Source organism: Shimia haliotis (genome assembly GCF_900114415.1).
GTDB lineage: Bacteria > Pseudomonadota > Alphaproteobacteria > Rhodobacterales > Rhodobacteraceae > Shimia > Shimia haliotis.
In genome coordinates this window covers 547800-571395 of the sequence record NZ_FOSZ01000001.1, presented here as the reverse complement: position 1 = coordinate 571395, position 23596 = coordinate 547800, and the positions used below count along the sequence as shown (strand labels likewise).

Sequence of the window (23596 nt, the reverse complement as noted above, 5' to 3'; positions counted from 1 at the left end):
ATCTCTTTATGTTTTGGGCGCACCACGGCGACCGCCACGGCGGTTGCCACCGGGCTTTCCACCGCCCGCACCGCCACCTGGCTTACCACCTGGCCGGCCGCCCGGTTTGCCGCCACGGCGCTGGCCTGAAGGTTTGCCACCCGCTTTGCCAGCACCTTCTGCGCCAGCTTTGGGTTTGCCACCACCGCCGCCGCCACCGCGACGTCGATTGCCAAAACCACCTGTGCCAGGTTTGGCCTCAACACCTTCCCACGGACGCCCCGAAGCGACCGGAATGGTGATCTTCATCACCTTCTGGATCGCCTTCAGCTCGTCCACTTCATCAGGCGAGCAAAATGCAATGGCCGAACCATCCATACCGGCCCGCGCCGTGCGACCGATCCGGTGGATATAGTTTTCCGGTACATTCGGCAGATCATAGTTATAAACATGGCGCACCTGCGGAATATCCAACCCGCGCGCCGCCACATCGGTCGCCACCAGAACCAGCGTCTCGCCCCCGCGGAAGGCTTTGATCGCCCGTTCCCGCTGGCCTTGGGATTTGTTGCCATGCACACTTGCCGCCGCATATCCGGCCCGCACCAGTGCTTTCATCAACCGCTCAGAGCCGTGCTTGGTACGCGAGAACACAATCGCCGCCTCGTCGCGGTGCTTGTCCAGCAACTCAATCAGCAAAGACGTCTTTTCGGCCTTGGCGATAAAGTGGATCGACTGATCAATCTTGTCCGCGGCTTTACCGGGTGGGTTGACCTGCACCTTGACCGGATCATCCAGATAGGTGCTGGCAATCTCGGACATCTGTTTTGGCATGGTCGCGGAAAACAGCATTGTTTGACGTTTCTCGGGCAACCACTGCGCGATTTTCCGAAGCGCGTGGATAAAGCCGAGATCCAGCATTTGGTCCGCTTCATCTAACACAAGAAAATCAGTGCTGCCCAGATCCATGGCTTTGCGTTCCATCAGATCGATCAATCGGCCCGGCGTCGCCACCAGAATATCAGTGCCCTTGTCGAGCCGCGCGATCTGGGGATTGATTCCAACCCCACCGACCACAAGACCAACTTTGAATTGTGTGCCTTCGACCTGTGCGCGCAAGCTGGCCGCGATCTGACCAGCAAGTTCACGGGTCGGCGCCAAGACCAGGCCACGGACCATACGGCGCGAGGGGCGCTCGTCATAGCTGAGCATCTGCGCGATCAACGGCAAGCCAAACGCCAGCGTTTTGCCGGTGCCGGTCTGCGCCAGCCCCATCACATCACGACCTTCCAGCGCCACCGGAATTGCGCCTTCCTGAATAGGTGTCGGTGTGGTCAGGCCCGTCTTTTCCAGACGCGCGACCACCTGCTTGGGCAAGCCAAGCGAATTAAAATCAGCCAAGTTAGTCTCCGGCATATGGGTGGCACCTGTAACGTCGACGCCGAGCGCGCCTTTTGCGTGTCACCAATGCCTGTTGAGGTCGCGCGGGGCGACCGGATCGCGGTGCAATGATCGCTTTGACACGCCCTGTCAAGTCACCTATCGCATGCGGCCCACGTCAAAACCGGTGGAATCACACAGCGGCATTGGCTACACACATAGAAACACTCACGACCGGATCACCATACGGGCGCCATGACTGACACCATCATTTCCCGCTGCGAAGCCAAAGGGCTACGCATGACAGACCAGCGCCGCGTGATCGCGGCAGTGCTTCAGGAAAGCCATGACCACCCCGATGTGGAGGAGCTCTATGCGCGGGCCTCCGCGCGGGATGCCGGAATTTCGCTGGCCACGGTCTATCGCACGGTGAAACTCTTTGAAGAGGCCGGAATTCTGGACAAGCTGGAATTCGGCGACGGGCGCGCACGCTATGAAGATGCCGAGCGCGAGCACCACGACCACCTCATCGACATCAACTCCGGTCAGGTGATCGAATTTGTCGATCCAGACATCGAAGAGTTGCAGGAAAGAATCGCAGCCAAGCTGGGCTACAAGCTCAAGGGCCATAAACTTGAGCTTTACGGCGTCCCGTTGAAAAAGTGAGGATGAGGGGCGTTGCCCCTCGCGCTGGCGCGCTCACCCCAAGGTATTTTTGGCAATAGGAAACGGCGCCTAATCAGGCGCGCAATTTCTCGCCTTTGGCATCAAAGGGCGGCTCATGCAGGATCGTTGCCCCATGCCGCCGGCCCAGCACCATGACTTCGACCCTATCGCCTGGCTGCGCCCCTTTGACATAGCCAAGCGCCAGCGACATGCCGACCGTGTAGCCATAGGTGCCCGAGGTCACGCGCCCGATGCCCTTGCCATCTTTAAAGATCGGCTCACCGCCTGTTGCGTCAGCGTTTGAGGCGGTCACAGCGTCCTCATCCAAATGCAGCAACACAAGCGTCTCGCGTGCCTCGTTTTGGAGGGTTTTCGCCACAGCCTCTTTGTTGAGGAAGTCCTTGTCCATCTTGCAAAGACGATCCAATCCAACTTCCTGAGGCCAGTATTCGGGGCTGTATTCACGGCTCCAGCTTCCATACCCCTTCTCGACCCGCAGACTCATCAAGGCGCGGCCGCCCACAGGGCCGATGCCAAGCGGCTTGCCGGCCTCAAGCAGCGCGGCATAAAGCGCGGCCTGATCTTCTTCTTTGCAGTGCAACTCCCAGCCAAGATCGCCGGTAAACGACACCCGCAAAGCCAGCACCTCGATGCCCGCCAGTTCAATAGTCTTGGAGCGCATGAACGGGAAATCCTCGGTTGTAAGCGAGGCATTGGTCAGGCGTTGCAATATCGTGCGCGACTGCGGCCCTGCGACGTTGAAGCCACAAACCGCCTCGGTCAGGCTCTCAAACGTTGTGCCATCCGGCAACGGAACCTGTTTGAAGAACCGTTTGTGATAGCGCTCCGCCATGCCGGACCCGATGATCCAGAAACTATCCTCGCCTGTCCGCGTGACAGTGAAATCACCTGCAATGCCGCCGCGTTTTCCGATCAGAGGCGTTAGGCAGGACCGCCCAACTGCGCGCGGCATGGTGTTGGCAAACACCGTATTCAGCCACGCCTCGGCCCCAGCCCCTTTGCATTCGTATTTGGCAAAGTTCGAAATATCGATGATGCCTGCACGCTCGCGCAGCATCTTGCATTCCTCACCCACAGGCCCCCACCAGTTCTGACGCGTGAACCCGTTGGTGTCCGCAGCCCCCGGCGCATCGGCAAACCAAAGCGGATGCTCCCATCCAGCATTCAAGCCAAAGACCGCGCCCAATTCCGCCTGCATGTCATAAGCGGGCCGTTTGCGCGCAGGCCGCCCCGCAGCGCGCTCTTCATTGGGGAAATGGATCGCGAAACGGTGCGCATACTGATCCTGCACCCGCGCCTTGGTAAAGGCCTTGTCGGCCCACGTATCAAACCGCGCCACATCCCAGCCAAAGAGATCGTATTCGGTCTCGCCCTCGATCATCCACTGCGCCGCCGCCAGCCCCATACCGCCGGATTGCGAGAAACCCGGAATGATGCCGTTGCAACAGAAATAGCCGTCCAGCTCGGGCACAGGACCAAACAACACATTGCTGTCGGGCGACCAGATCATCGGGCCGTTGATGACCCGTTTGATGCCCGCTTCGCCCACGGCTGGTACGCGGTCAATCGCGCGCATCATGTTGTCCTCGATGCGCTCCAGATCATCGGCAAACAGCTCATGCCCGAAATCCAGCGGCGTGCCTTCTTCGGCCCAGAACCGCATGTCGCGTTCATAAGCGCCCACCAACAGCCCCTTGCCCTCTTGGCGCAGGTAATATTCGCCATCGCGATCCGCCACAGACGGCAAGCGCCGGTCCATCGCGTCAATTTCGCTGATGGTTTCGGTCACAAAATACTGATGCTCGGTCGGCTGCAACGGCAGCGTAAGCCCCGCCATCGCCGCCACCTCACGCCCCCAAAGACCAGCGGCATTCACCACCCAATCCGTGTGAATGTCGCCTTTGGGCGTGCGCACAATCCACGTGCCATCCTCTTGCGCCTCGGTCGCTGTCACCGGTGTAAAGCGGTGGATCTCCGCGCCGCGTTGCCGCGCGCCCACCGCATAAGCGTTGGTCACACCGGACGGGTCGACGTTGCCACCATCGGGCTCATACATCACGCAGCGCACGCCCTCAAAATCCACCAACGGATGCAGCGCCTGCGCCTCTTCAATGCTGATTTCATAGAAGTTCATGCCATAGAGCTTGGCCTTTGCCGCCTGCAGCCGCAGCTGGTGCTCCCGCTCCTCGGTCTGTGCCAGATAAAGCGATCCGGGTTGGAACACACCACAGCTCTGGCCCGTTTCCGCCTCCAATTCATTGTACAAATTCATCGTATAGTGCTGGATGCGGCTTATATTGGTACTGTCGTGAAGCCCGTGAATGTTCGCCGCAGCGTGCCATGTCGACCCTGACGTCAGCTCGTCGCGTTCTAAGAGCACAACATCGGACCATCCCAGTTTGGTCAGGTGATAGAGGATCGAACAGCCGATCACGCCCCCGCCAATCACCACTGCCTGTGCTCTGTCGCGCATCTCGCTCTCCCTGTGTCTGCTCCCCCAAGCCTGACGCGCCAATCGCGCGCCAAATTGCCCCTTTGCGACCATTCCTGTCGCATTTTAACTTGCCCCACGCCCATCCCACCCGTTTCATGATCCCACCCACAATCGGAGGCGTTCCCATGAAATCCACCACCCGCGTTGTTGTGATCGGAGGCGGCGTTGTTGGCTGCTCGGTGCTTTATCACCTGACCAAACTCGGCTGGTCCGACGTCATGCTGCTGGAACGCTCGGAACTGACATCCGGTTCTACTTGGCACGCTGCGGGCGGGTTTCACACACTCAACGGCGACACCAACATGGCCGCGCTGCAGGGCTACACCATCCGGCTTTACAAGGAGTTGGAAGAGATCACCGGCATGTCCTGCGGGTTGCACCACGTGGGCGGCGTGACCTTGGCCGACAATCAGGATCGGTTCGACATGCTTGTCGCAGAACGCGCCAAGCACCGCTTCATGGGACTTGAAACAGAGATCGTAACTCCCGAAGAAGTAAAAAAAATCGCGCCAGTGACAAACATCGACGGCATCATAGGCGCGCTTTATGATCCACTGGATGGCCACCTTGACCCATCCGGCACAACGCATGCTTATGCCAAGGCCGCGCGCATGGGCGGCGCGACGGTCGAGACCCACACCAAAGTCATTGAAACCAACCAGCGCGCCGATGGCACGTGGGACGTTGTCACCGACAAAGGCACCATCCACACCGAACATGTGGTCAACGCCGGTGGCCTTTGGGCGCGTGAGGTCGGCGCCATGGCAGGCGTCTATTTCCCGCTGCACCCGATGGAACACCAGTATCTGGTGACCGAAGACGTCCCGCTGATCGTCGACATGATGAAGGATGGCCATGAACACCCGCACGTCATGGATCCCGCAGGCGAAAGCTATCTGAGGCAGGAAGGCAAAGGTCTTTGCATCGGGTTTTACGAACAGCCCTGCCGCCCGTGGGCGGTGGACGGCACCCCTTGGGATTTCGGTCACGAACTCCTGCCCGATGACTTTGACAAAATCGAGGACAGCATTGATTTTGCTTACAAACGCTTCCCTGACCTAGAAACAGCCGGCATCAAATCCGTGATCCACGGCCCGTTCACCTTTGCGCCTGACGGCAACCCGCTGGTCGGCCCTGTGCCGGGCATGCGCAACTACTGGTCGGCCTGCGCAGTGATGGCAGGGTTCTCACAAGGCGGCGGCGTTGGCCTTATGCTGGCGCAATGGATGATCGAGGGCGAATGCGAGCGCGACACCTTCGCCATGGATTGCGCCCGCTTTGGCGACTGGATCACCCCTGGCTACACCCGTCCGAAGGTTATTGAGAACTACCAAAAACGCTTCTCGGTCTCCTACCCGAACGAAGAACTCCCCGCCGCGCGCCCGTTCCGTCAAACGCCCATGTATGACGTCTTTGACAAACTCGGCGCGGTCTGGGGTCATCAATACGGCTTGGAGGTCGTGAACTACTTTGCCGAAGGCGACGAACCACGCTTCGAAACCCCATCCTTCCGCCGCTCAAACGCCTTTGAGGCCACCGCGCGCGAGGTGAACACTGTCCGGCAAGCCGTTGGAATCAATGAGGTTCACAACTTTGGAAAATACATCGTCACCGGCTCCAATGCTCGTGATTGGCTCGACCGCATCATGGCAGGTCGCATCCCCAAACCCGGCCGCCTAAGCCTCACTCCAATGCTGTCGCCCAAAGGCCGCCTGATCGGAGATTTCACCGTAAGTTGCCTCTCGGATCACGCCTTCCAACTCACCGCCTCATACGGCTCGCAAGCCTACCACATGCGCTGGTTTGAACAGAACGAGGCCGAAGGCGTCAAAGTCGCCAATGTCTCGGACCGTCTGACAGGTTTCCAGATCGCAGGCCCCAAAGCCCGCGACGTGCTCGCCGCTTGCACCCGCGACGACGTTGCCTCGATGAAATTCATGGACGTGCGCCAGATCACCATCGGCCTTGTCGACTGCCTTGTGCAGCGCGTCAGCTACACAGGTGATCTTGGCTTTGAAATCTACTGCGATCCTATGGCGCAACGCGCGCTTTGGGACACGCTTTGGACCGCAGGCCAACCGCACGGCATGCGCCCCTTCGGCATGCGGGCCATGATGTCTCTGCGGCTCGACAAATTCTTCGGCAGCTGGCTGTCGGAATTCTCGCCTGACTACACAGCAGCGGAAACAGGCATGGACCGCTTCATTTCCTTCAAGAAAAACAGTGACTTCATTGGTCGCGCCGCAGCCGAGGCCGACCGCGCCAACGGCCCCGCCCGCCGCCTCTGCGCCTTTGAGGTCAACGCTGACAATGCCGACGTGAACGCCTACGAACCGATCTGGCTCGACGGCGACGTGGTTGGTTTTTGCACCTCCGGCGGCTACTCCCACCACGCGAAAAAATCCATCGCCCAAGGCTTCTTGCCCGTCGATCGCATCACCGATGGTCTGGAGGTAGAAATCGAAATCCTCGGCCAGATGCACAAGGCCCGCATGATCACCGAGCCGCTGTTTGACGCCGACGGCGCAAGAATGCGAGGGTAAGCGCGACCAATCAGGGACCGCAAAATGCTCGCCATTCTCCTCCTCGCCGCTGGCCGCTCATCCCGCATGGGCGACCGCGACAAACTGATGGAAGCGGTCGACGGCGCGCCCTTGCTGCGTACCATGGTGAAACGCGCCCAGACCACAGGTGCACCGGTGTTTGTTGTCCTGCCTCCAGACAGACCCGACCGTGCAGCCGCGCTTGACGGTTTGCCACTGACACCTGTCCAAGCCCATGACGCCCACCTCGGTATGGCGCATTCGCTACGGGCAGGCGTCGCGGCCCTCCCTGTGTCAGCGACCGCAGCAATGATCCTGCCCGCCGATATGCCCGACATCACAGCCGACGATCTTGCCACCATGCGCACCGCTCAATCCAAAACCCCGACCGCGATCCTGCGCGCCACATCTTCTGAAGGCAAACCAGGGCACCCCGTTGTCTTTCCGTCAGCGCTTTTTCCCGACCTGCTCACCCTCTCCGGTGACTCTGGCGCACGCGCTGTTCTGGCCGCGAACAAGGACCAAATCATCCCTGTCCCGTTGCCGGCCAATCATGCTCTGACCGATCTGGACACACCGACGGATTGGGCCCGCTGGCGAGCCAGTCGCACCGACGACATACCGACATGATACCGACGTAAAACTACTTTCCGACAGGGCACCCCTGTGGCATCTTGCGTCCAACAATCAGAGTCAGAACCGGACCATGACAGCAGCACAGGCCTCTTTACTGGGACAGACATATTGCTCCGAACTGGGCGTCGGGTTTTCGCTGGCGTTCCGGTTCCAATTTGTGCTCTCCAAAGCCGAGCGCGCGCTTCCGGGCTTTGTGACCCGCCCGTTTGCCGATCAGGTATTGCACACCCACGAAGCGCTCCCGGTGACCGAAATCACCGACCGCGACGGCACCGCCATCGGGCTGATTTTGGGCTATGCCATGGGCGAAGACGGTTATATCCTGAAGGGCGTCGAAAAACTCGACCTTTCCGCTCAAGACCTTGATGCTGTTGAAAAAATTGAACGTTGGGTCACATACCTTGGCGGACGGTTTCTTGTTTTCACCGACCTGCCTGAGCGCAAGCACCGCAAAATCTACCCCGATCCCGCGGGCGCGCTTGGACTGGTCTACGACCCTAATTCCGGCATCATAGCATCCACGATCCTGCTGTGTCTTGAGCGCGACATTGACCCCGATCCGGAGTGCCGTCCGCCGGATGAATTGCTCTCCAACAAAGGTCTGAAAAAGCTCCTTCCCGAGTTTGATCCGGATACACCCGTCGGCGGCTACGGCTTCGGCTCCACACCCGACCGCCACCTGCGCCGCCTCTTCGCAAACCGCGCACTCGACATCGGCACCCTGACCGAGCATCGCTTCTGGTCTCCCAACCCCGATATGCCTGATCTCTCCGTCGACGAAGCAGCGGACACAATCGTTTCGGCACTTCAGGACATGATGTTGGCCTTCTGTACCATCGGCCCCGGTTATTTCGCGATCTCGGGCGGCCACGACAGCCGCATGTTGCTGGCCTGTGCGCCGGATCTCGCGCGCACGGACACAGAGCTTTACGCATACGCCACCAACTGGATTGGCACGCTGGATGTGCGCGTGTCCGAGGTGCTTGCCGACACATTAGGCCGACCTTTCTTCGGCCAAATCGCAGACAGCGGCCCCAAAGGCACCTTTATGACCAACCGCAACTCTGCGATGCGGACACGTCACCGCTTTGCGCTCGGCTCCGGCCTTTCGCATTTGGGTGATGCCTGGTGGCAACGTGGCTATGCACGCCAATTGCGTCAGGGGAACATCTGGCTGCGGGGGAATTTCCTTGAGATCATCACAGCCCGCGTTTGGCCGCGCCATGACCTCACGCCCTCTGACGAGATGCTGCACGCACTCACCAACACACGCACTGCACTTGGCGACGAAGCGGATATCGCCCGCAAACTGTCGAAACTTGAAGACTGGCGCGCCAGCCTTCTGATGGACGCCGACCGGCATCTGCACGACCTTACCTATCTCGATCTCACACTGGCGCCGGCACAAGGCAGCTTTTACGGCTTCTCCAGCCACACTTATCTGCCGCCTGGCAATCATCGCCGCGTCTTTGAAGCCGCGATGCAGGTTCCTTGGAAGGATCGCAAACGGGGGCTGCTTTATGATGCGATCATAAAGCGTGCCAATCCGGCGCTGCATCAGGTGCCTTTGGTTGGCACGGCCACCTATCGCGCCCGCAAACTCGGCGTGCCCGCCCGCGACTTTCTGGAACAGAAAATCGCCGAGCTTCCTAGCCGAGCGGCTGAGTGATCCTCAGCCCTGCATCATCTTGAGCACACGCTGTGATAGCCGCCCATAGGGCGGATGCAACAGCTTCAGTCCGGTAAACGAGCCAAAACCGCGTTGCACAAACACCGATTTAACATGTGAAAACGTGTCAAATCCTTCGTTTCCGTGATATGCACCCTGCCCGCTCGCGCCGACCCCGCCAAAGGCCAGATCTTCCTGAACAAACTGCATCAAGGTCTCGTTCACCCCGAACGAGCCAGACACGGTGTCACGCTGCAAACGCGCGATCACGTCCTGATCCTTGGTAAAGGCATAAAGCGACAACGGACGCTCCCCCGCCGAAACATACTCAACCACCTCATCAAGGCTGTCGTACGTTAGCACCGGCAAAATCGGGCCAAAAATCTCTTCTTGCATCAACGCGCTGTCACGCGGCGGATCAAGAACAACCGTCAGCGGAAACTTGAACACACCGTCCACCGCGCGCGGCTCCTGTCCGTCCACACGCAATATTGTGGCACCTTTGCTTTGTGCCTCAGCAACAAGCTCGTTCAACCGGTTATAAAACCGCTCCGCCACAATCGCAGTCAGGTCAGGATCCTCTACACCGCTGAAGGATTTGGCAAATTTCGCAAGAACCGCCGCCGCAAACCTATCACGCTCCGCTGCGGGCACAAACGCATAATCCGGCGCGATACAGGTCTGGCCTGCGTTGAACGTCTTGCCCCAACTGATCCGAGTCGCGGCTTCGGCGATGTCATAGTCAGCCGCCACGATTGCCGGTGACTTGCCACCCAACTCCAGTGTGACCGGCGTCAAATTCGCCGCTGCAGCCTGTGCAACAAGGCGTCCGACGCGGGTTGAGCCGGTAAATAGCAAATGATCAAACGGCAACTGCGCAAACGCCGGAGACACAACAGCCCCGCCCTGAACGACCTCCACAAGGTCGGCCTCAAACGACTCCGCGATCAATCTTTGCACCAGGGAACACAGCGTCGGCGTCTCTTCCGACATGCTAAGCATCACGCGGTTTCCCGCTGCCAAAGCCGCCACGATGGGCGCAAGGCTCAGATTGAACGAATAGTTCCAAGGGGCCATGATACCAACCACACCCAGCGGCTGCGCAAGCGCATAGGATTTCGCAGGCAACGACCAAAATGACGTGCCACGCCGCCTTGGCTGCATCCAGCCACGCAGCTTTTTCTTGGCGTAATGAATCGCGCCACGGGTGCCGATGATCTCGGCCAGCACCGTTTCGCTGCGGGCACGACAGCCGAAATCGGTGTCAAGCGCTTCAATGATTGCTTCCTGATTGCCCGCAATCATCGAATCGAGCTTCGATAACCTTTCAAGCCGCGTTTGGAGCGTTGGATAGGTCTCTGACGCATATGCTATTTTCAGTCGATCAAACTGCACCTTCAGCGCGTCGGTGGCGTCGGCTTGCGGGTTCTGGATATTCATTGTGAACGCATTTCCCTTGCGAGTATCTCCGGGCTGATAAGCCCTGGCGCGATCCGACAGACATCCGGCTTAATCCGGATTCCGCCTGCGCGCCTCAGGGTTGCACATATTGGCGGCGTCACAAAACCCCTTGAACGACACAGAGACCGCGCACTGCGCGACGTCACGCACAAACCCGCTCATCTCGGGGGGGTAATCGGGGATTGCGGAGCAAATCTCTGCGAAGCGCAGGATTTGGTGGTACCCAAGGCCGGACTCGAACCGGCACGCCATCGCTGGCGGGGGATTTTGAATCCCCTGCGTCTACCATTCCGCCACTTGGGCACTGCGGAGGATGTATCCAACCTTTTCTCCGAGGTCCAGCCCAAAACTCATCCACTTTGCAGCTCTTTTTGCTGCGTCGTCTGTCTCGATTTTCGCGCATAATTTGCTTGCACTTGTCGCCTGATAGCCTAGGCATTCTGCATCAAAGGACCAAAGGAGTCTCCATGCTGCGCGGCCTCTACGACTGGACATTGCGACTGGCAGATCACCCCCGAGCGCTTTGGGCGCTGGCCATTGTGAGCTTTGTGGAAAGCTCGGTCTTCCCGATTCCGCCCGATGTCCTGATGATTCCGATGATTCTCGCCGCCCCGCGCAAGGCGTGGCTCATTGCGACAGTCGCGCTGGTGTCTTCTGTTCTTGGCGGGCTTTTGGGCTATGCGATCGGCGCATTCGCATTTGAACAGATCGGCCAGCCCATTCTTGCTTCTCTGGGCAAGGCGCACGCCATGAGCGAATTCAACACCCGTTTCAACGACTTCGGGTTCTGGGCCGTGCTTGGCGCAGGGGTCACGCCATTCCCCTACAAAGTCATCACCATCATGTCCGGCTGGACCGGCATGCCGCTTGCCACCTTTGTGGCCACATCCATTCTGGCGCGCGGCATTCGCTTTTATTTGGTGGCAGCGCTGCTCTTCTACTTTGGCGAACCGATCCGCGACTTCATCGAGAAACGGTTCGGCTTGGTCGCCACCGTCTTTATCGTGCTGCTGTTCGGCAGCTATCTTCTCGTGAGTTACCTATGAAATATCTGAACCTTCTGTCAAAAAAACAATGGGTTGCCCTGCTAACTGCCTTCTCGGTCTTCATGGTCCTTGGCGCTTGGGGCTTTGAATACATCGGCGGCATGGCGCCCTGCAAACTCTGCTACTATCAGCGCTATCCACATTGGGTTGCCGGCGGCGCCGGCGTACTCGCACTGGCTGTTGGTGGCCAAATCTGGCTCTATATCGGCGCCCTTGGCGCGGCGACCTCCGGCTTTGTCGCGGCCTACCACACAGGCGTCGAGCGCAAATGGTGGGCCGGTCCTGAAAGCTGCACCAGCGCCATGTCGCTAGAAGGCTCTACCGACGATCTGTTCAATCAGATCATGGCCGCACCAATCGCACGTTGTGACGAAATCCCTTGGGAATTGTTTGGCCTGTCGATGGCAAACTACAACATGCTGATGTCTTTAGGGGCTGCCGTGTTCTGGCTCTACGCAGCCAGCCGCACCAACTGAACCGAAAATCGGGGATCAACCTGCCTTTTTTGTAGACAAAAGCAGGTTGGTCTCGCTGGTGGACACACCATCAAGACGCCGGATCTGGCCCAACACCTCGTCCAATTCGTCCAATGTCTGCGTGCCCAGCTCTAGGATCAAATCCCAGCGCCCGTTTGTCGAATGAATCGCCCGCACCGCCTTAAGCCCGTGCAACTGGCGAATGATGCGCTCTGTGCCCCGTCCCTCAATGCCAATCAGCATCAGTCCCCGAACCGGATCGGTCTTGGTTTCTTCTTGAAGAACCACCGTAAATCCGACGATATCCCCGCGTTGCCGCAACCGTTCGATTCGACCGCGCACTGTGGTACGGGACACACCGAGGTCCATCGCCAGATCCGACAAAGACGCGCGCGCATCATGGCGCAGAGCCGAAATCAGTTTGCGGTCGATATCATCCATTACGGCACCTCTTGCGTCCGATTTGTCAAAAGCTATTCCGCTTTGAGCAAAATGATGGGTGCAAATCAAGTCATTTCGGAAACATCCTGCCTCAAATTACGGTTTTTTACAGGAATCACGAATGACCAACCGCAGTTGCTTATTGCTGGGCGCTCCCGTTGACAGCGGCAAAAAAAGCCGCGGGTGCCTTATGGGCCCGGATGCATATCGCACCGCTGGGCTTGCCGAAAGCCTTTCTGATCTGGGCCACGATGTCCGCGATCTGGGCAACGTGTGCCCTGCGCCTTTTGCGCCGGACACCGCGCCATTGCCGCACGCGCTCAATGAAACAATCGCCTGGACCAAAGCTCTGGCTGAGGCCGCACAAGAGGCCATGACGCAGGGCCTGCCGATCTTTATGGGCGGTGATCATGTTCTGGCCGCGGGGACCGTGTCCGGCGTCGCCAATTACGCCGCCACTCAAGGCCGCCCGCTCTTTGTGCTCTGGCTTGATGCGCACACCGATTACCACACGCCCCAATCGACCTCTTCGGGCAACCTGCACGGCACACCCGTCGCCTATTTCACCGGCCGCTCGGGGTTTGAGGGCTTCCCGCCGGTTGCCAACCCTGTGCCACAGGAAAACATCTGCATGATCGGCCTGCGCTCTGTGGACGCGGCCGAACACGACGCATTGCAGGCCACCGAAATCCGCACGCACGACATGCGCGACATCGACGAAAACGGCATCGTGAAACCGCTCGCGGCTTTCCTCAAAGACGTTGCCGCCCAAAACGGCCTTCTGCATGTCTCGCTCGACGTCGACTTTCTTGATCCGTCCGTAGCGCCGGCAGTCGGCACCACGGTGCCTGGCGGCGCCACCGTCCGCGAAGCCCATCTGGTCATGGAAATGCTGCACGACAGTGGCCTTCTGACCTCGATGGACTTGGTCGAACTGAACCCTTTCCTTGATGAACGTGGCCGCACGGCCTCGCTGATGGTCGATCTCGCCGCCTCCGCCTTGGGCCGCCGCGTCTTTGACCGCCCCACCCGCTGTTTCTAAGTCCGAGGATTACGATGATGACTTCCCCTTCCGATAAAGCCCTCGTGCCTTTTGTGTCCGTCGACAACATGATGCGCCTTGTGCATCACATCGGTGTTGAACAGGTACTGATTGACCTCGCATCCTACGTAGAAAACGATTTCCGCCGCTGGGAACTCTTTGACAAAACCCCGCGCGTTGCCAGCCACTCCGACGTCGGCGTCATCGAACTGATGCCCACATCCGACGGCGAGGCCTATGGATTCAAATACGTCAACGGCCACCCAAAAAACACGTCTGAGGGCCTGCAAACAGTGACCGCTTTTGGCCTTTTGGCAGATGTCTACACCGGCTATCCAGTGCTGCTGACAGAGATGACCATTCTCACCGCGCTACGCACTGCCGCCACATCAGCTATGGCCGCCAAGTATCTGGCACCAAAGGGATCTGACACTATGGCCATGATTGGGAACGGCGCGCAATCCGAGTTCCAGTCGCTCGCGATGAAGGCCATTGTCGGCCTCAAGACCGTGCGCCTTTATGACAAGGACGCAGCCGCCACCGACAAATGTGCCACCAACCTCCAAGGCTCAGGCCTCAACGTGGTGAAATGCGCCACGCCGCAAGAGGCAATCGAGGGCGCGCACATCCTCACTACCTGCACTGCCGACAAGCAAAACGCCACCATCCTAAGCGACAACATGGTTGGCGCGGGTGTCCACATCAACGCCATCGGCGGCGACTGCCCCGGCAAAACCGAACTCGCCAAAGGCATCCTTGAACGCTCTGACGTCTTTGTGGAATTCCCGGCCCAAACCCGCATCGAGGGCGAAATCCAGCAGATGAAAGACGACTTTGCCGTCACCGAACTCTGGCAGGTCATCACAGGTCAGCAACAAGGCCGCCGCGACCCGCGCCAAATCACGCTTTTTGACAGCGTCGGCTTTGCCATCGAGGACTTCTCGGCCCTGCGCTACATCCGTGACAAAGTCGCAGGCACAGCGTACAAGGAAGATCTGGACATGCTCGCGGACCCTGACGATCCACGCGACCTTTTTGGCATGTTACAACGGGCGAAAACCTGAACCCGAGGACGGCCATCCGCCCAAGAGCAACAGCGCGCGCCATTAGGCGCGCCTGCATACCTCAGGCATCCAGTTCAGCATCCCAATACAAAAAGTCCATCCAGCTTTCATGCAGGAAGTTCGGCGGGAACCTACGCCCCATGTTGCGAAGCTCCTCCGCGTGTGGCTGACGCGGCGGCTTGCGCAGACTCATACCCGCACGCCGCAGGCTTCTCGATCCTTTGCGCAGGTTGCAGGGGCTACAGGCCGCGACAACGTTCTGCCAGCTCGTCACGCCACCGGCTGCGCGCGGCACTACATGGTCAAACGTCAAATCCCGCTTGCTGCCACAGTATTGGCATTGGAATTCATCCCTCAGAAATAAATTAAAGCGCGTGAAGGACACGCGCTTTTGAGGTTTCACATAGTCTTTGAGGACAACAACAGACGGGATCTTGATCACCGTCGACGGGCTGCGCACCACCTCGTCATACTCGGCTACGATGTCGACCCGATCCATAAACGCCGCCTTTACAGCGTCCTGCCACGGCCATAACGACAAGGGGTAATATGACAAAGGTCTGTAGTCCGCGTTCAAAACCAGTGCGGGATGCTGCTTCATCCCTGCCGGTTGCCGCGTGAACTCTGTCCTGAAATCTCCGTCCATAGTGACTCGCTCTCCGCCCCGGCCCATCGGGCCTGCCCAGTTTTCTGGATCCAAGGCGGGCGCATCCGCCCCGGCTCTCCATCCACTATATATCGTGGTCGCGCTCTGACAAGCCTCACAATCTGCGAAGCCATCGCGATAGTGCAGCCGCCACGTAACATGCCTGTGACAGCAATCATCACGAACGCCCCTGCCGAAAAAACCGGATCAGTAGAACTTCAAACCAGTCACACCAAATGTCTTGCTCAGCATGACCGACACACGCAAATCATCCTGAGCCACCATTGATCCGATACCAAAGCGGCCGATCGCGTTGGTTGCCTGCGCATCCACCGACAAACCACTGTCGCCAAGTTGATAGCGCAAGCCCGCCGCCCAGGTCGGTGTGCTGCCATCCAGAGCTACGGGCGTCACTTCGGCGATCAAATCAAGTGTGTCCGTTGCACGAATGTTTACGCCCAGCCCTACCCCGGCAATTTCGGTATTCCCGAAGGCGGCGATCTTCGGGTTTGCTGTAAACACCGCCCGGCCGTTCGGCGCCTGATAGCTGGCCATCGCTTCGGCAAAGAACACACCAGTCTTTTGGCCAAATCCAGTGATCCGTCGTCCGTATAGAGCGCGACCTGCAAGCGAAAACGCGTTGCCGTTGTTTTGATCCATAAACCGCAACTTCGGCCCAATCATAAACCGTACATCGGTTGTTGGCACCAGCCCGGCAGAGGCCGTCGGATTGTCCGAATATTGCTCAAAGATCAACTGGATTTCGCCATCCCGATCCGGACTGAAACCAAGCAAGACTCCGGCATTGTTGTCGCTGCCATACCACCCACTGAAACGCAGGGTTCCGGGTTCCAGTGTGTCTGCGCCACCCAGAGTAAAGCCGTCCAGTTGAAGGGATTTCTGGGCCGGCGTCACAGGCGCGGCCACGCCACGATAACTGTCTGGTCGCGCGGCTCCCGGCGTGTAAATCAACCGCAGCCCCGCCAGCACTTCGTCGCCTACTGGCCAGAACGTCAGGATACTGGTCGCCGGCGTCATGCCATAGCCATTGGTGACGTACCCTTCCAGTGCTGTCTTTGGCGTCACGTTATATCGCCCGCTCACAGTCCAGACCGGAACCTTTTTGTATGATCCGTCACTAGCGATCGTGTTCGTTCCACTGATTGGAGCTTCAACGGACGCCCCGAAACTCAGGCGTCGGCCGGCCTTCCAGCTGGCCCCGACACCCACGCTGCCAATTGTGTCGCCATAGAACTGACGCCCATTCACCGAATCCGGCATGAACGTCACCCCGGGCGTCAGGTGTAGGGCGAAACTATCGTTCACCTGATAAGAAATCGGCGCCTTAATCGCCCCGATTAAAAAATGTGGCACCGACCCGTTCCAAATCGGGGATCGCAAATTCAAAACGCTCTCAATCGACGCCAACCCTGCGACAGACAGACGCTCGCCCTGATAAAGTGACATCTTGCCCCACAGAGCCAGGGTCGACATTTCTATCAACGGTGTACTGCCATTGATCGGTCCAGCCGCGGGGTCATTGAAGTCCTGGAATTCCAGCCCAAACATAAACCGATCACTGAGCGCGTAACTGCCCCCACCGTAGTAGGTTTGCAGGCCAGTGCCAGGCCCGCTTCCAGGCGACGTTTGAGAGGTCCCAACAGACAACTCCAAAGTGCCTGCATGATAGGTCTGTGCGGTCTCAAAACCGCGCATTCGCGTTGGCGTATTCTCAAGCACAACGCGGTTGTCCTGTGCCACCGCGCTGCTGCCTGCCAAAACCAAACCAGCAACCGCGCGGGCAACCGCGCTTCCCCGTAAAATCCGTTGCTCAAAAATCATTCTGCAATCCAACCAAAAATACCTCTTTAAACGTCTGTAGCCTGCTATCGCTGTTTGCCCAAGAAAATTAACAAAAACCCCGCCAAATTGGCGGGGGCATAGTTTCGGTCAGGAGGAGAATTCTCCTTCGTTAAAAAGTCTCTCAGGATCACATCACAAACCCAGCTTGTCGCGCATAAACGCCAACGCCACTGACAAGCCATCCGGCGCAATCCCGTGTGCGGTGCCCTTCATCACATGGGCATAGACATCCTGAAAACCCGCCTTCTGCAACGCTTCGGCCGCCTGCGGCAATGATTGCGGTGGCACCACGTCATCCATGTCTCCATGCACCAAAAGCACCGGCGGGCGGCTGACCACTTCATCCTCCAGAACCTCCGGCTGCAACAAGCGTCCCGAAAACGCCACGACACCTGCCACTGGATCCTCACGGCGCGGCGCCACATGCAGGCTCATCATGGTGCCCTGTGAAAACCCGAACAACACGACCTGCTCCGGCAAAAGATCCTCATCGACCATGACCGCATCCAGAAACGCGTTCAAATCATCGACCGCCGCCATCATGCCACGGGCGCTTTCTTCTTCGCTGGACCCGTCAATCCAAGGGATCGGGAACCACTGCCGCCCCATTGGCATGCCCGGAATTTCTTCGGGCGCATCCGGCGCAAGGAAAAGCGTGTCCGGCAAATGCTCGCCCAATGGGTCCGCCAATCCCAGCAAATCCGCGCCATTGGCGCCATAGCCATGCAGGAAAATCACCGCCGAACGGGTGTCTCCGGACACCGGCTCCTTGCGGCCGGCTTTCAATACTCGGGTCATCTCGGATCTCTCTTGGTCAACTGTTGCCCTTGTGTGTCACGCCATGCGCCGCACCGCAAGAACGCCGCACGTCCGCGTCAGTCATCGCGCCCCGGCTCCCTTGGATTGTCACAGATCAGCGCGATCTTGTTGCCCTGCGGATCACGCAGATACCCGACAAAGAAATGCGGCCCATATGCCTCACGAAATCCCGGTGCGCCCTCATCCTCACCACCCGCAACCAGAGCGGCGGCATGTAATTCGCGCACCTGTTGCTGCGTCTTTGCTTCAAAGGCCACCATCACGCCGTTTCCCGCCGCGGCGGGCTGTCCGTCAAAGGGCCGTTTGACATAGAAATCCGGCAACACCGGCTTTTGCCCCTCGGCAACCGGCAAAACATAACTCAGATCCCCCTGATAACGCTCCAGCCGATAGCCAAGTGCTGGCAGAAACGCAGAGTAAAAGCGCTCCGCCGCGACCATGTCCTGCGCGCCCACCGTGACATAGGCGATCATGATGCCCCCACCTCGGGAATGGCCCGCTTGTAAAGATGCCAAGTGGCGTGACCAAGGATCGGCAGGGTGAAAATCAGGCCCACAAATGCCGGCACCATGGACAGCAAAAGCGCGCCCGTGACGATCGCGGCCCACACCATCATGACCAGCGGCTTCTCCGTAACTGCTCGCACGGACGTCAACATAGCGGACACAAAATTCATCTCCCGCTCCAACAGCATCGGCATCGCGATCACCGTCACCGAAAACAATGCAAGCGCCAAAAACGCGCCAACGCAGGTTCCGATTGCCAGAAATGTCCACCCCTCCGGCGTGTAGAGCACCGTCTGCATAAATCCGTCAAAATCAGAGAACGACGCATCCTTCAGCAAAATCGCCAGCCAAAGCCGGACTTGATACACCCAGACCCAGAACACAAACAGCGTCACAAAGGCCATCCAGCCAAGCTCGCGTTTGCGCTGATCCGCCATCACCGTGAGAATATCACGCCACCTGATTGGCAGCCCGATTTGCCGCCGGCGCGACATCTCATAAAGCCCCGCCGCTGCAAACGGCGCGACCAGCGGGAACCCGACGATGGCCGGAATGATCATCCACACCATGCCCAGCTGGATCAGACACCAGACAAACCCCAAGCCGAAAACCGCATAAACCAACCCGAAAAAACCGCTCATGACCGGATGGGCCGCGAAATCCGCCGCCCCCGCCTTCAGAGAGTCCCAAATATCCTGCGCTGATATTTTGTTAACCTTCGGCGCTCTGTCAGGTGCCCGTGTTTGCGGCTCCGCGTCCTCGGATGTCATGTCCTTATCCTCCCAAACAGGGCGCCGACGCCCAATCCGCTGCCTCCACAGGGTGCGCAACGCCCGCCCGAAACCAGCCTAGAAGCAAGCTGCCCCTCAGAACAAGGCAAAGCCGCCCATGCGCTGCTTCCTATTGCGGCAAATACCTCGGGGTGAATTGGCCCACGAGGGCCAAGAGGGGCTGGCCCCTGCCCGCGATGTGCTCAGGCAATCCCTTCGCGGTTCTTTTCCACGTGATAATACGCCCACAGAATACGCGCGGCGACCGACCGCCACGGGGTCCAGCTTTCGGACATGATCCGCAGGTCTTTTTCCTTCGGCCGGCCGTCCAGATCAAACAGGATGCGTGCGCCTTCCTGCAACGCCAGATCACCCGGCGCGAACACATCGGCACGCCCCAGCGAAAACATCGCATAAATCTCCGCCGTCCACACGCCAATGCCCGTCACCGTGGTCAGGGTTTTCACCACCTCATCCGTGGGGGCCGCACGCAACGCCTCATAGTCGATCCCAGCCGACGCCAAGGCCTGCGCGTATTTGATTTTTTGCCGCGACAACCCGCCAGCACGCAGGCCGTCCTCACCCGCAGCCAGAACCGCCTGCGGCGTGGTCAAACCCGCCGCCTCAAGCCGCGCCCAGATCGCACGGGCCGAGGCCACGCTCACTTGCTGGCTGACAATCGCGCTTAAAAGCTGGGCAAAACCGTCGGGTCGCAACCGCAACGGCAAATCCCCCGTCTGCGACAAAGCATAGCCAAAGCGCGGCTCATGCTCCGCCAGCCACGCCGCCCCTTCGATGACACAGGCGTCTCCCTTGATCACACGTTCCATGTCCACTGCTCCGTTGCTCTCGACCTGTCGCCAAGGTGCAGCCTATGCCCGCCACCTGCATGGCTTCAAGCGCCATGACACCGACCCTCCGATTTCGCACCGTCCTCGCCATGCCCATTCAATGATTTTGCAGCGATGAAATCACAAGCAGAGGCCCGCGACCTTGGACCCCACCCTAGAGCGCGCGCGCCTCTGGACCTCCTCTCGTTAACAAGCTAACGCTTTGCCCATGAATGAGACCACAGCCCCCCTGCCCGCCGACGATTCCCGCGCCAAACGCAACGTGTTGATTCTGGTGCTGGCGCAAGCCTTCCTTGGCGCGCAGATGCCGTTGATTTTCACCATCGGCGGCCTCGCGGGGCAATCGCTGGCCTCAAACCTGTGTTTTGCCACCCTGCCAATTTCCCTGATCGTTTTGGGCAGCATGATTTCAGCGACACCCCTGTCTGCCATCATGCAAAGATACGGCCGTCGGGTGGGCTTCTTTGTTGGCACCACCGGCGGCGCACTTGGCGGCGCAATTGGTGCTTACGGACTGTATCTCAACAGCTTTCCGGTCTTTCTTCTCGGTTCCTTTATGACCGGCATCTATATGTCGGCACAGGGTTTTTACCGATTTGCAGCCTCTGACACCGCATCGGACGAGTTCCGCCCCAAGGCCATTTCCTATGTCATGGCAGGCGGGCTGTTGTCCGCGATCATCGGCCCGCAACTGGTCAAAATGACATCAGACAGCATGGTGGTCCCTTTCCTCGGCGCCTACCTCACCGTGATCGCCATCAACGTGATCGGCTCGCTCCTGTTCCTGTTCATCGACATTCCAAAACCCGAAGCGCCCCATGAGGATGCCCCCAAGGGCCGCTCCCGCTGGGAATTGATCACCACACCGCGCATCGCCGTGGCGGTGATCTGTGCCATGGTGGCTTATGCGCTGATGAACCTTGTGATGACCTCTACGCCTCTGGCGGTAGTGGGTTGCGGCTTTGAACAAAACGACGCCGCCAATGTGGTCACAGCCCACGTGCTGGCGATGTTTGCACCGTCCTTTTTCACCGGCCACCTGATCGCCCGCTTCGGGGTCGAGAAAATCGTTGGTCTGGGTATCCTGATCCTCGCCGGTGCCGGCGCAGTGGCGCTTCAGGGGGTCGAGCTTGAAAACTTCTTCATCGCCCTGATCCTGCTGGGCCTTGGCTGGAATTTCGGCTTCATCGGCGCAACCACCATGCTGACCACGGCCCACACCGTCGAAGAACGTGGCCGCATGCAGGGCATGAACGATCTGATCGTCTTTGGCGGCGTGACTGTGGCCTCTCTGGCCTCCGGTGGTCTGATGAACTGCTCGGGGGGCGACGCGGTCACGGGCTGGACCTCGGTCAACATTGCCATGGCGCCCTTCCTGATGCTCGCAGGCGGCGCGCTGATCTGGCTCGTGCTGCGGCCCGAAGACGCCTAGCGAACTGGCTCAGGCCCGCGGCCCCGCGCGCCTTGGCTCAATACCGGCCACTCGCCGCGCGCCACATTAACCCCACACGTTTGGCAAATTCACTTTGCCCCAATGCGCCGTTGGCCACGCGCTCAGGTTCGCGTGCGGCCTGAGTCAGAATGGCCCCTGCTTCCCAAGCCGCCAAAAACGCCTGCCGTGCGGGTTTTGACACCTCGCCACGGCGCACCTGCGCCCGTGCCAGCCGCACCAATCCGTCCTGAGCCAAAGTCGCCACCGCCTCGGGGCGACCATCCAGCAAGGGCACCCGCTTCTCGGCCTCCAGCGCCGGAATGGCGCGCAGCCAGTTCGCCAGCGCCAAGGCGTAACCCACGTCCTGTGCCACCTCTGCAGGGCAGCTGCCCAAAGCCTGCGCAGCAACCTGCATTAGCCCACCACCGGTGTCCGCCAGATAGCTCTCAAAATGCGCCGCATCCTCAAACGGATCGCGATACACATCCCAGCGCCGCGCCACGATCAACCGGTCCAGAACCGTTGCCCCGTCCGCGTCAATCACCAAGGCCAAAGGCGTCACAACATCATGGCGACGCACCAGCCCGCCGGCGCGGATTTCCTCAAGCGCATCGCGCCACCATTGCAGACGCATCTCCGCAATCATGCTCTCCTGCGTCACCCATGGCGCACGTGCCACTTCGACGTTGAACGCATAGATCGGCAACAACACGTCCCGCGCCGCAGGCCGCGCCGCCAAAACGGCTGCGAACCGGTCGGGATCGCCCTTTTGCACGATCCCCGCGCAGGACATCAAATCATCGGAAACGCTCAAGGAATCCCCCCAACCATGCGACCGTATCGGGCGCATCTACAACATCCAGATGCCCGACGCCATCCGCCGTGAAATAGCGCCCGTTGTCACTGACCTGCGCCATCAAAGGCCCATAGCCCTCGGCGACGAAACTCTCGTCCTCAGAGCCCGCAACCAGCAAAAATGGCGGCAAAGCGGCGATGTCTTCAAGATAGGCATCACGCGGCGCAAAGGATGTGTTCAACCGCCAGCTATAGGCCACTGTGGCCTGCTCACCATTGGGACCGTCCAAGACCTCGGAGGGCATGGCAAATTGCATCACCACCAAATAGTTCAGCGCGCTGATCCCGACCTTGTTGAGCATACTCAGCCCAATAATGCGACGGGTCAGCGGATGCGCCCAACCGCCCGAATTGGGCCGCGTCACCGGCGCGTTGTATTTCAGAAACGGCGCCAGCAATACTGCCCCGTCAATCAGGTCACGATGTGCGCCACCGGCAAAACGCACCACCAGCCCGCCGCCGGAGCTATGCCCACCCAGAACCACGTTCTGCCCGTCCTTGCGATGCGCAACAATCACATCGGCCAGATCATCCTCCAGCTGCCCGACATAGCTGACGTCGCCCCGCGCTCCCGGCCCATTGAAATGTCCCCGCAAATTCACCGTCAGAACATCCGCACGGCCTGCCATCGCGCGCGCCAGCCGGTCAAACTGGCCGCCGTGCCAACCGGAACCATGCACCAGAACCAACAACGGCGCGCCCTCAGGCCCCGCCACAAAGCCCGAACGCAGCATAGCCCCGTCCCGCGCGGTGGTTTGAACCGTATCAAGCGGCGCAACGGGTGCCCGTGACAATGTCTCTGAAAAATCCAGCCCCGTGCCTTGCGCGACAACCGACGCCTTGGGCGGCTGTGACAGGATCAAACCCACTGCAATGCATAGAAAAATAACCGGCGTCAGGACGACACCCCAAATCAACTGGCTCATTGGACCCTCAAAA

General features: G+C 59.3%; 21 protein-coding genes and 1 tRNA gene. 9 read left to right on the top strand and 13 right to left on the bottom strand.

The window, feature by feature from the left end:
* Positions 1-6: 6 nt before the first annotated feature.
* On the bottom strand, positions 7-1377 hold the full coding sequence (locus BM069_RS02780; RefSeq protein WP_170846658.1) for a DEAD/DEAH box helicase: 1371 nt from the start codon (positions 1375-1377) through the stop codon (positions 7-9).
* 234 nt (positions 1378-1611) lie between these two features.
* Here BM069_RS02780 and BM069_RS02775 point away from each other — a divergent pair, with 234 nt between their 5' ends.
* Positions 1612-2022 carry a Fur family transcriptional regulator gene (locus tag BM069_RS02775; RefSeq protein ID WP_093319956.1) on the top strand — a complete coding sequence of 137 codons (411 nt, stop codon included), beginning with the start codon at positions 1612-1614 and terminating at the stop codon, positions 2020-2022.
* Between the two features lie 73 nt (positions 2023-2095).
* Here BM069_RS02775 and BM069_RS02770 read toward each other — a convergent pair whose 3' ends face one another.
* Positions 2096-4516, bottom strand: coding sequence for a GcvT family protein (locus BM069_RS02770; protein ID WP_093319954.1), 2421 nt, complete (start codon positions 4514-4516; stop codon positions 2096-2098).
* Between the two features lie 146 nt (positions 4517-4662).
* Between BM069_RS02770 and BM069_RS02765 the strand changes: the two genes are divergently transcribed.
* The 3 genes from BM069_RS02765 to BM069_RS02755 all read left to right on the top strand — a co-directional run bounded on the left by BM069_RS02765 (position 4663) and on the right by BM069_RS02755 (position 9385).
* Positions 4663-7080 carry a GcvT family protein gene (locus BM069_RS02765; protein WP_093319951.1) on the top strand — a complete coding sequence of 806 codons (2418 nt, stop codon included), beginning with the start codon at positions 4663-4665 and terminating at the stop codon, positions 7078-7080.
* A gap of 24 nt (positions 7081-7104) precedes the next feature.
* Positions 7105-7710, top strand: a complete 606-nt coding sequence (locus tag BM069_RS02760) for a nucleotidyltransferase family protein (protein WP_093319948.1) — start codon at positions 7105-7107, stop codon at positions 7708-7710.
* A gap of 76 nt (positions 7711-7786) precedes the next feature.
* Entirely contained in the window at positions 7787-9385 is a 1599-nt protein-coding gene (locus BM069_RS02755) for a hypothetical protein (protein ID WP_093319946.1), read from the top strand.
* A 3-nt stretch (positions 9386-9388) separates the two neighbouring features.
* Here the strand turns inward: BM069_RS02755 and BM069_RS02750 are convergent, their stop codons facing one another.
* Positions 9389-10825 (bottom strand): coniferyl aldehyde dehydrogenase, encoded by a 1437-nt coding sequence (locus tag BM069_RS02750; protein ID WP_093319944.1) that lies wholly within the window; start codon positions 10823-10825, stop codon positions 9389-9391.
* A 238-nt stretch (positions 10826-11063) separates the two neighbouring features.
* Positions 11064-11149, bottom strand: a tRNA-Leu gene (locus BM069_RS02740).
* 164 nt (positions 11150-11313) lie between these two features.
* Between BM069_RS02740 and BM069_RS02735 the strand changes: the two genes are divergently transcribed.
* Complete coding sequence (locus tag BM069_RS02735; protein WP_093319938.1) at positions 11314-11892, top strand: YqaA family protein; 579 nt, start codon at positions 11314-11316, stop codon at positions 11890-11892.
* A complete protein-coding gene (locus BM069_RS02730) occupies positions 11889-12368 on the top strand; it encodes a disulfide bond formation protein B (protein WP_170846657.1) in 480 nt (159 codons plus the stop codon). Before BM069_RS02735 ends, BM069_RS02730 begins: the two co-directional genes overlap by 4 nt.
* A 15-nt stretch (positions 12369-12383) precedes the next feature.
* On the opposite strand, the gene BM069_RS02725 is transcribed toward BM069_RS02730, so the two are convergent.
* Entirely contained in the window at positions 12384-12809 is a 426-nt protein-coding gene (locus tag BM069_RS02725) for an Lrp/AsnC family transcriptional regulator (RefSeq protein WP_093319935.1), read from the bottom strand.
* Positions 12810-12930: 121 nt separating this feature from the next.
* Here BM069_RS02725 and rocF point away from each other — a divergent pair, with 121 nt between their 5' ends.
* Together rocF and BM069_RS02715 are read left to right on the top strand one after the other, a co-directional pair.
* On the top strand, positions 12931-13851 hold the full coding sequence (gene rocF / locus BM069_RS02720) for an arginase (RefSeq protein ID WP_093319931.1): 921 nt from the start codon (positions 12931-12933) through the stop codon (positions 13849-13851).
* 17 nt (positions 13852-13868) lie between these two features.
* Positions 13869-14915 carry an ornithine cyclodeaminase gene (locus tag BM069_RS02715; protein WP_093321254.1) on the top strand — a complete coding sequence of 349 codons (1047 nt, stop codon included), beginning with the start codon at positions 13869-13871 and terminating at the stop codon, positions 14913-14915.
* A gap of 61 nt (positions 14916-14976) precedes the next feature.
* Here BM069_RS02715 and BM069_RS02710 read toward each other — a convergent pair whose 3' ends face one another.
* From BM069_RS02710 to BM069_RS02685, 6 genes are all read right to left on the bottom strand, one after another.
* Positions 14977-15561: an HNH endonuclease gene (locus BM069_RS02710; protein ID WP_093319928.1), complete on the bottom strand. Its 585-nt coding sequence runs from the start codon at positions 15559-15561 to the stop codon at positions 14977-14979.
* A 207-nt stretch (positions 15562-15768) separates the two neighbouring features.
* Positions 15769-17403 carry a hypothetical protein gene (locus BM069_RS02705; protein WP_093319926.1) on the bottom strand — a complete coding sequence of 545 codons (1635 nt, stop codon included), beginning with the start codon at positions 17401-17403 and terminating at the stop codon, positions 15769-15771.
* Positions 17404-17556: 153 nt separating this feature from the next.
* Positions 17557-18222 carry an alpha/beta hydrolase gene (locus BM069_RS02700; protein WP_093319923.1) on the bottom strand — a complete coding sequence of 222 codons (666 nt, stop codon included), beginning with the start codon at positions 18220-18222 and terminating at the stop codon, positions 17557-17559.
* Between the two features lie 77 nt (positions 18223-18299).
* The gene (locus tag BM069_RS02695) at positions 18300-18716 is read right to left on the bottom strand and encodes a VOC family protein (RefSeq protein ID WP_093319921.1); all 417 of its coding nucleotides are present in this window, start codon (positions 18714-18716) and stop codon (positions 18300-18302) included.
* A complete protein-coding gene (locus tag BM069_RS02690) occupies positions 18713-19519 on the bottom strand; it encodes a DUF2189 domain-containing protein (RefSeq protein ID WP_093319918.1) in 807 nt (268 codons plus the stop codon). Before BM069_RS02690 ends, BM069_RS02695 begins: the two co-directional genes overlap by 4 nt.
* A gap of 203 nt (positions 19520-19722) precedes the next feature.
* Positions 19723-20349 (bottom strand): DNA-3-methyladenine glycosylase family protein, encoded by a 627-nt coding sequence (locus BM069_RS02685; protein ID WP_170846656.1) that lies wholly within the window; start codon positions 20347-20349, stop codon positions 19723-19725.
* Between the two features lie 229 nt (positions 20350-20578).
* Here BM069_RS02685 and BM069_RS02680 point away from each other — a divergent pair, with 229 nt between their 5' ends.
* A complete protein-coding gene (locus tag BM069_RS02680) occupies positions 20579-21802 on the top strand; it encodes an MFS transporter (RefSeq protein WP_093319913.1) in 1224 nt (407 codons plus the stop codon).
* A 37-nt stretch (positions 21803-21839) separates the two neighbouring features.
* Here the strand turns inward: BM069_RS02680 and BM069_RS02675 are convergent, their stop codons facing one another.
* Positions 21840-22616: a squalene/phytoene synthase family protein gene (locus tag BM069_RS02675; RefSeq protein ID WP_093319910.1), complete on the bottom strand. Its 777-nt coding sequence runs from the start codon at positions 22614-22616 to the stop codon at positions 21840-21842.
* On the bottom strand, positions 22600-23583 hold the full coding sequence (locus tag BM069_RS02670) for an alpha/beta fold hydrolase (protein ID WP_093319907.1): 984 nt from the start codon (positions 23581-23583) through the stop codon (positions 22600-22602). The genes BM069_RS02675 and BM069_RS02670 overlap by 17 nt, the downstream gene beginning before the upstream one ends.
* Between the last annotated feature and the right edge of the window lie 13 nt (positions 23584-23596).

Coding starts and splice junctions, on each gene's coding strand:
- BM069_RS02765 (WP_093319951.1), top strand. CDS start 4,663: ATGAAATCCACCACCCGCGTTGTTGTGATCGGAGGCGGCGTTGTTGGC.
- BM069_RS02695 (WP_093319921.1), bottom strand. CDS start 18,716: ATGATCGCCTATGTCACGGTGGGCGCGCAGGACATGGTCGCGGCGGAG.
- BM069_RS02755 (WP_093319946.1), top strand. CDS start 7,787: ATGACAGCAGCACAGGCCTCTTTACTGGGACAGACATATTGCTCCGAA.
- BM069_RS02735 (WP_093319938.1), top strand. CDS start 11,314: ATGCTGCGCGGCCTCTACGACTGGACATTGCGACTGGCAGATCACCCC.
- BM069_RS02725 (WP_093319935.1), bottom strand. CDS start 12,809: ATGGATGATATCGACCGCAAACTGATTTCGGCTCTGCGCCATGATGCG.
- rocF (WP_093319931.1), top strand. CDS start 12,931: ATGACCAACCGCAGTTGCTTATTGCTGGGCGCTCCCGTTGACAGCGGC.
- BM069_RS02730 (WP_170846657.1), top strand. CDS start 11,889: ATGAAATATCTGAACCTTCTGTCAAAAAAACAATGGGTTGCCCTGCTA.
- BM069_RS02715 (WP_093321254.1), top strand. CDS start 13,869: ATGACTTCCCCTTCCGATAAAGCCCTCGTGCCTTTTGTGTCCGTCGAC.
- BM069_RS02700 (WP_093319923.1), bottom strand. CDS start 18,222: ATGACCCGAGTATTGAAAGCCGGCCGCAAGGAGCCGGTGTCCGGAGAC.
- BM069_RS02685 (WP_170846656.1), bottom strand. CDS start 20,349: ATGGAACGTGTGATCAAGGGAGACGCCTGTGTCATCGAAGGGGCGGCG.
- BM069_RS02690 (WP_093319918.1), bottom strand. CDS start 19,519: ATGACATCCGAGGACGCGGAGCCGCAAACACGGGCACCTGACAGAGCG.
- BM069_RS02750 (WP_093319944.1), bottom strand. CDS start 10,825: ATGAATATCCAGAACCCGCAAGCCGACGCCACCGACGCGCTGAAGGTG.
- BM069_RS02705 (WP_093319926.1), bottom strand. CDS start 17,403: ATGATTTTTGAGCAACGGATTTTACGGGGAAGCGCGGTTGCCCGCGCG.
- BM069_RS02760 (WP_093319948.1), top strand. CDS start 7,105: ATGCTCGCCATTCTCCTCCTCGCCGCTGGCCGCTCATCCCGCATGGGC.
- BM069_RS02775 (WP_093319956.1), top strand. CDS start 1,612: ATGACTGACACCATCATTTCCCGCTGCGAAGCCAAAGGGCTACGCATG.
- BM069_RS02770 (WP_093319954.1), bottom strand. CDS start 4,516: ATGCGCGACAGAGCACAGGCAGTGGTGATTGGCGGGGGCGTGATCGGC.
- BM069_RS02670 (WP_093319907.1), bottom strand. CDS start 23,583: ATGAGCCAGTTGATTTGGGGTGTCGTCCTGACGCCGGTTATTTTTCTA.
- BM069_RS02680 (WP_093319913.1), top strand. CDS start 20,579: ATGAATGAGACCACAGCCCCCCTGCCCGCCGACGATTCCCGCGCCAAA.
- BM069_RS02710 (WP_093319928.1), bottom strand. CDS start 15,561: ATGGACGGAGATTTCAGGACAGAGTTCACGCGGCAACCGGCAGGGATG.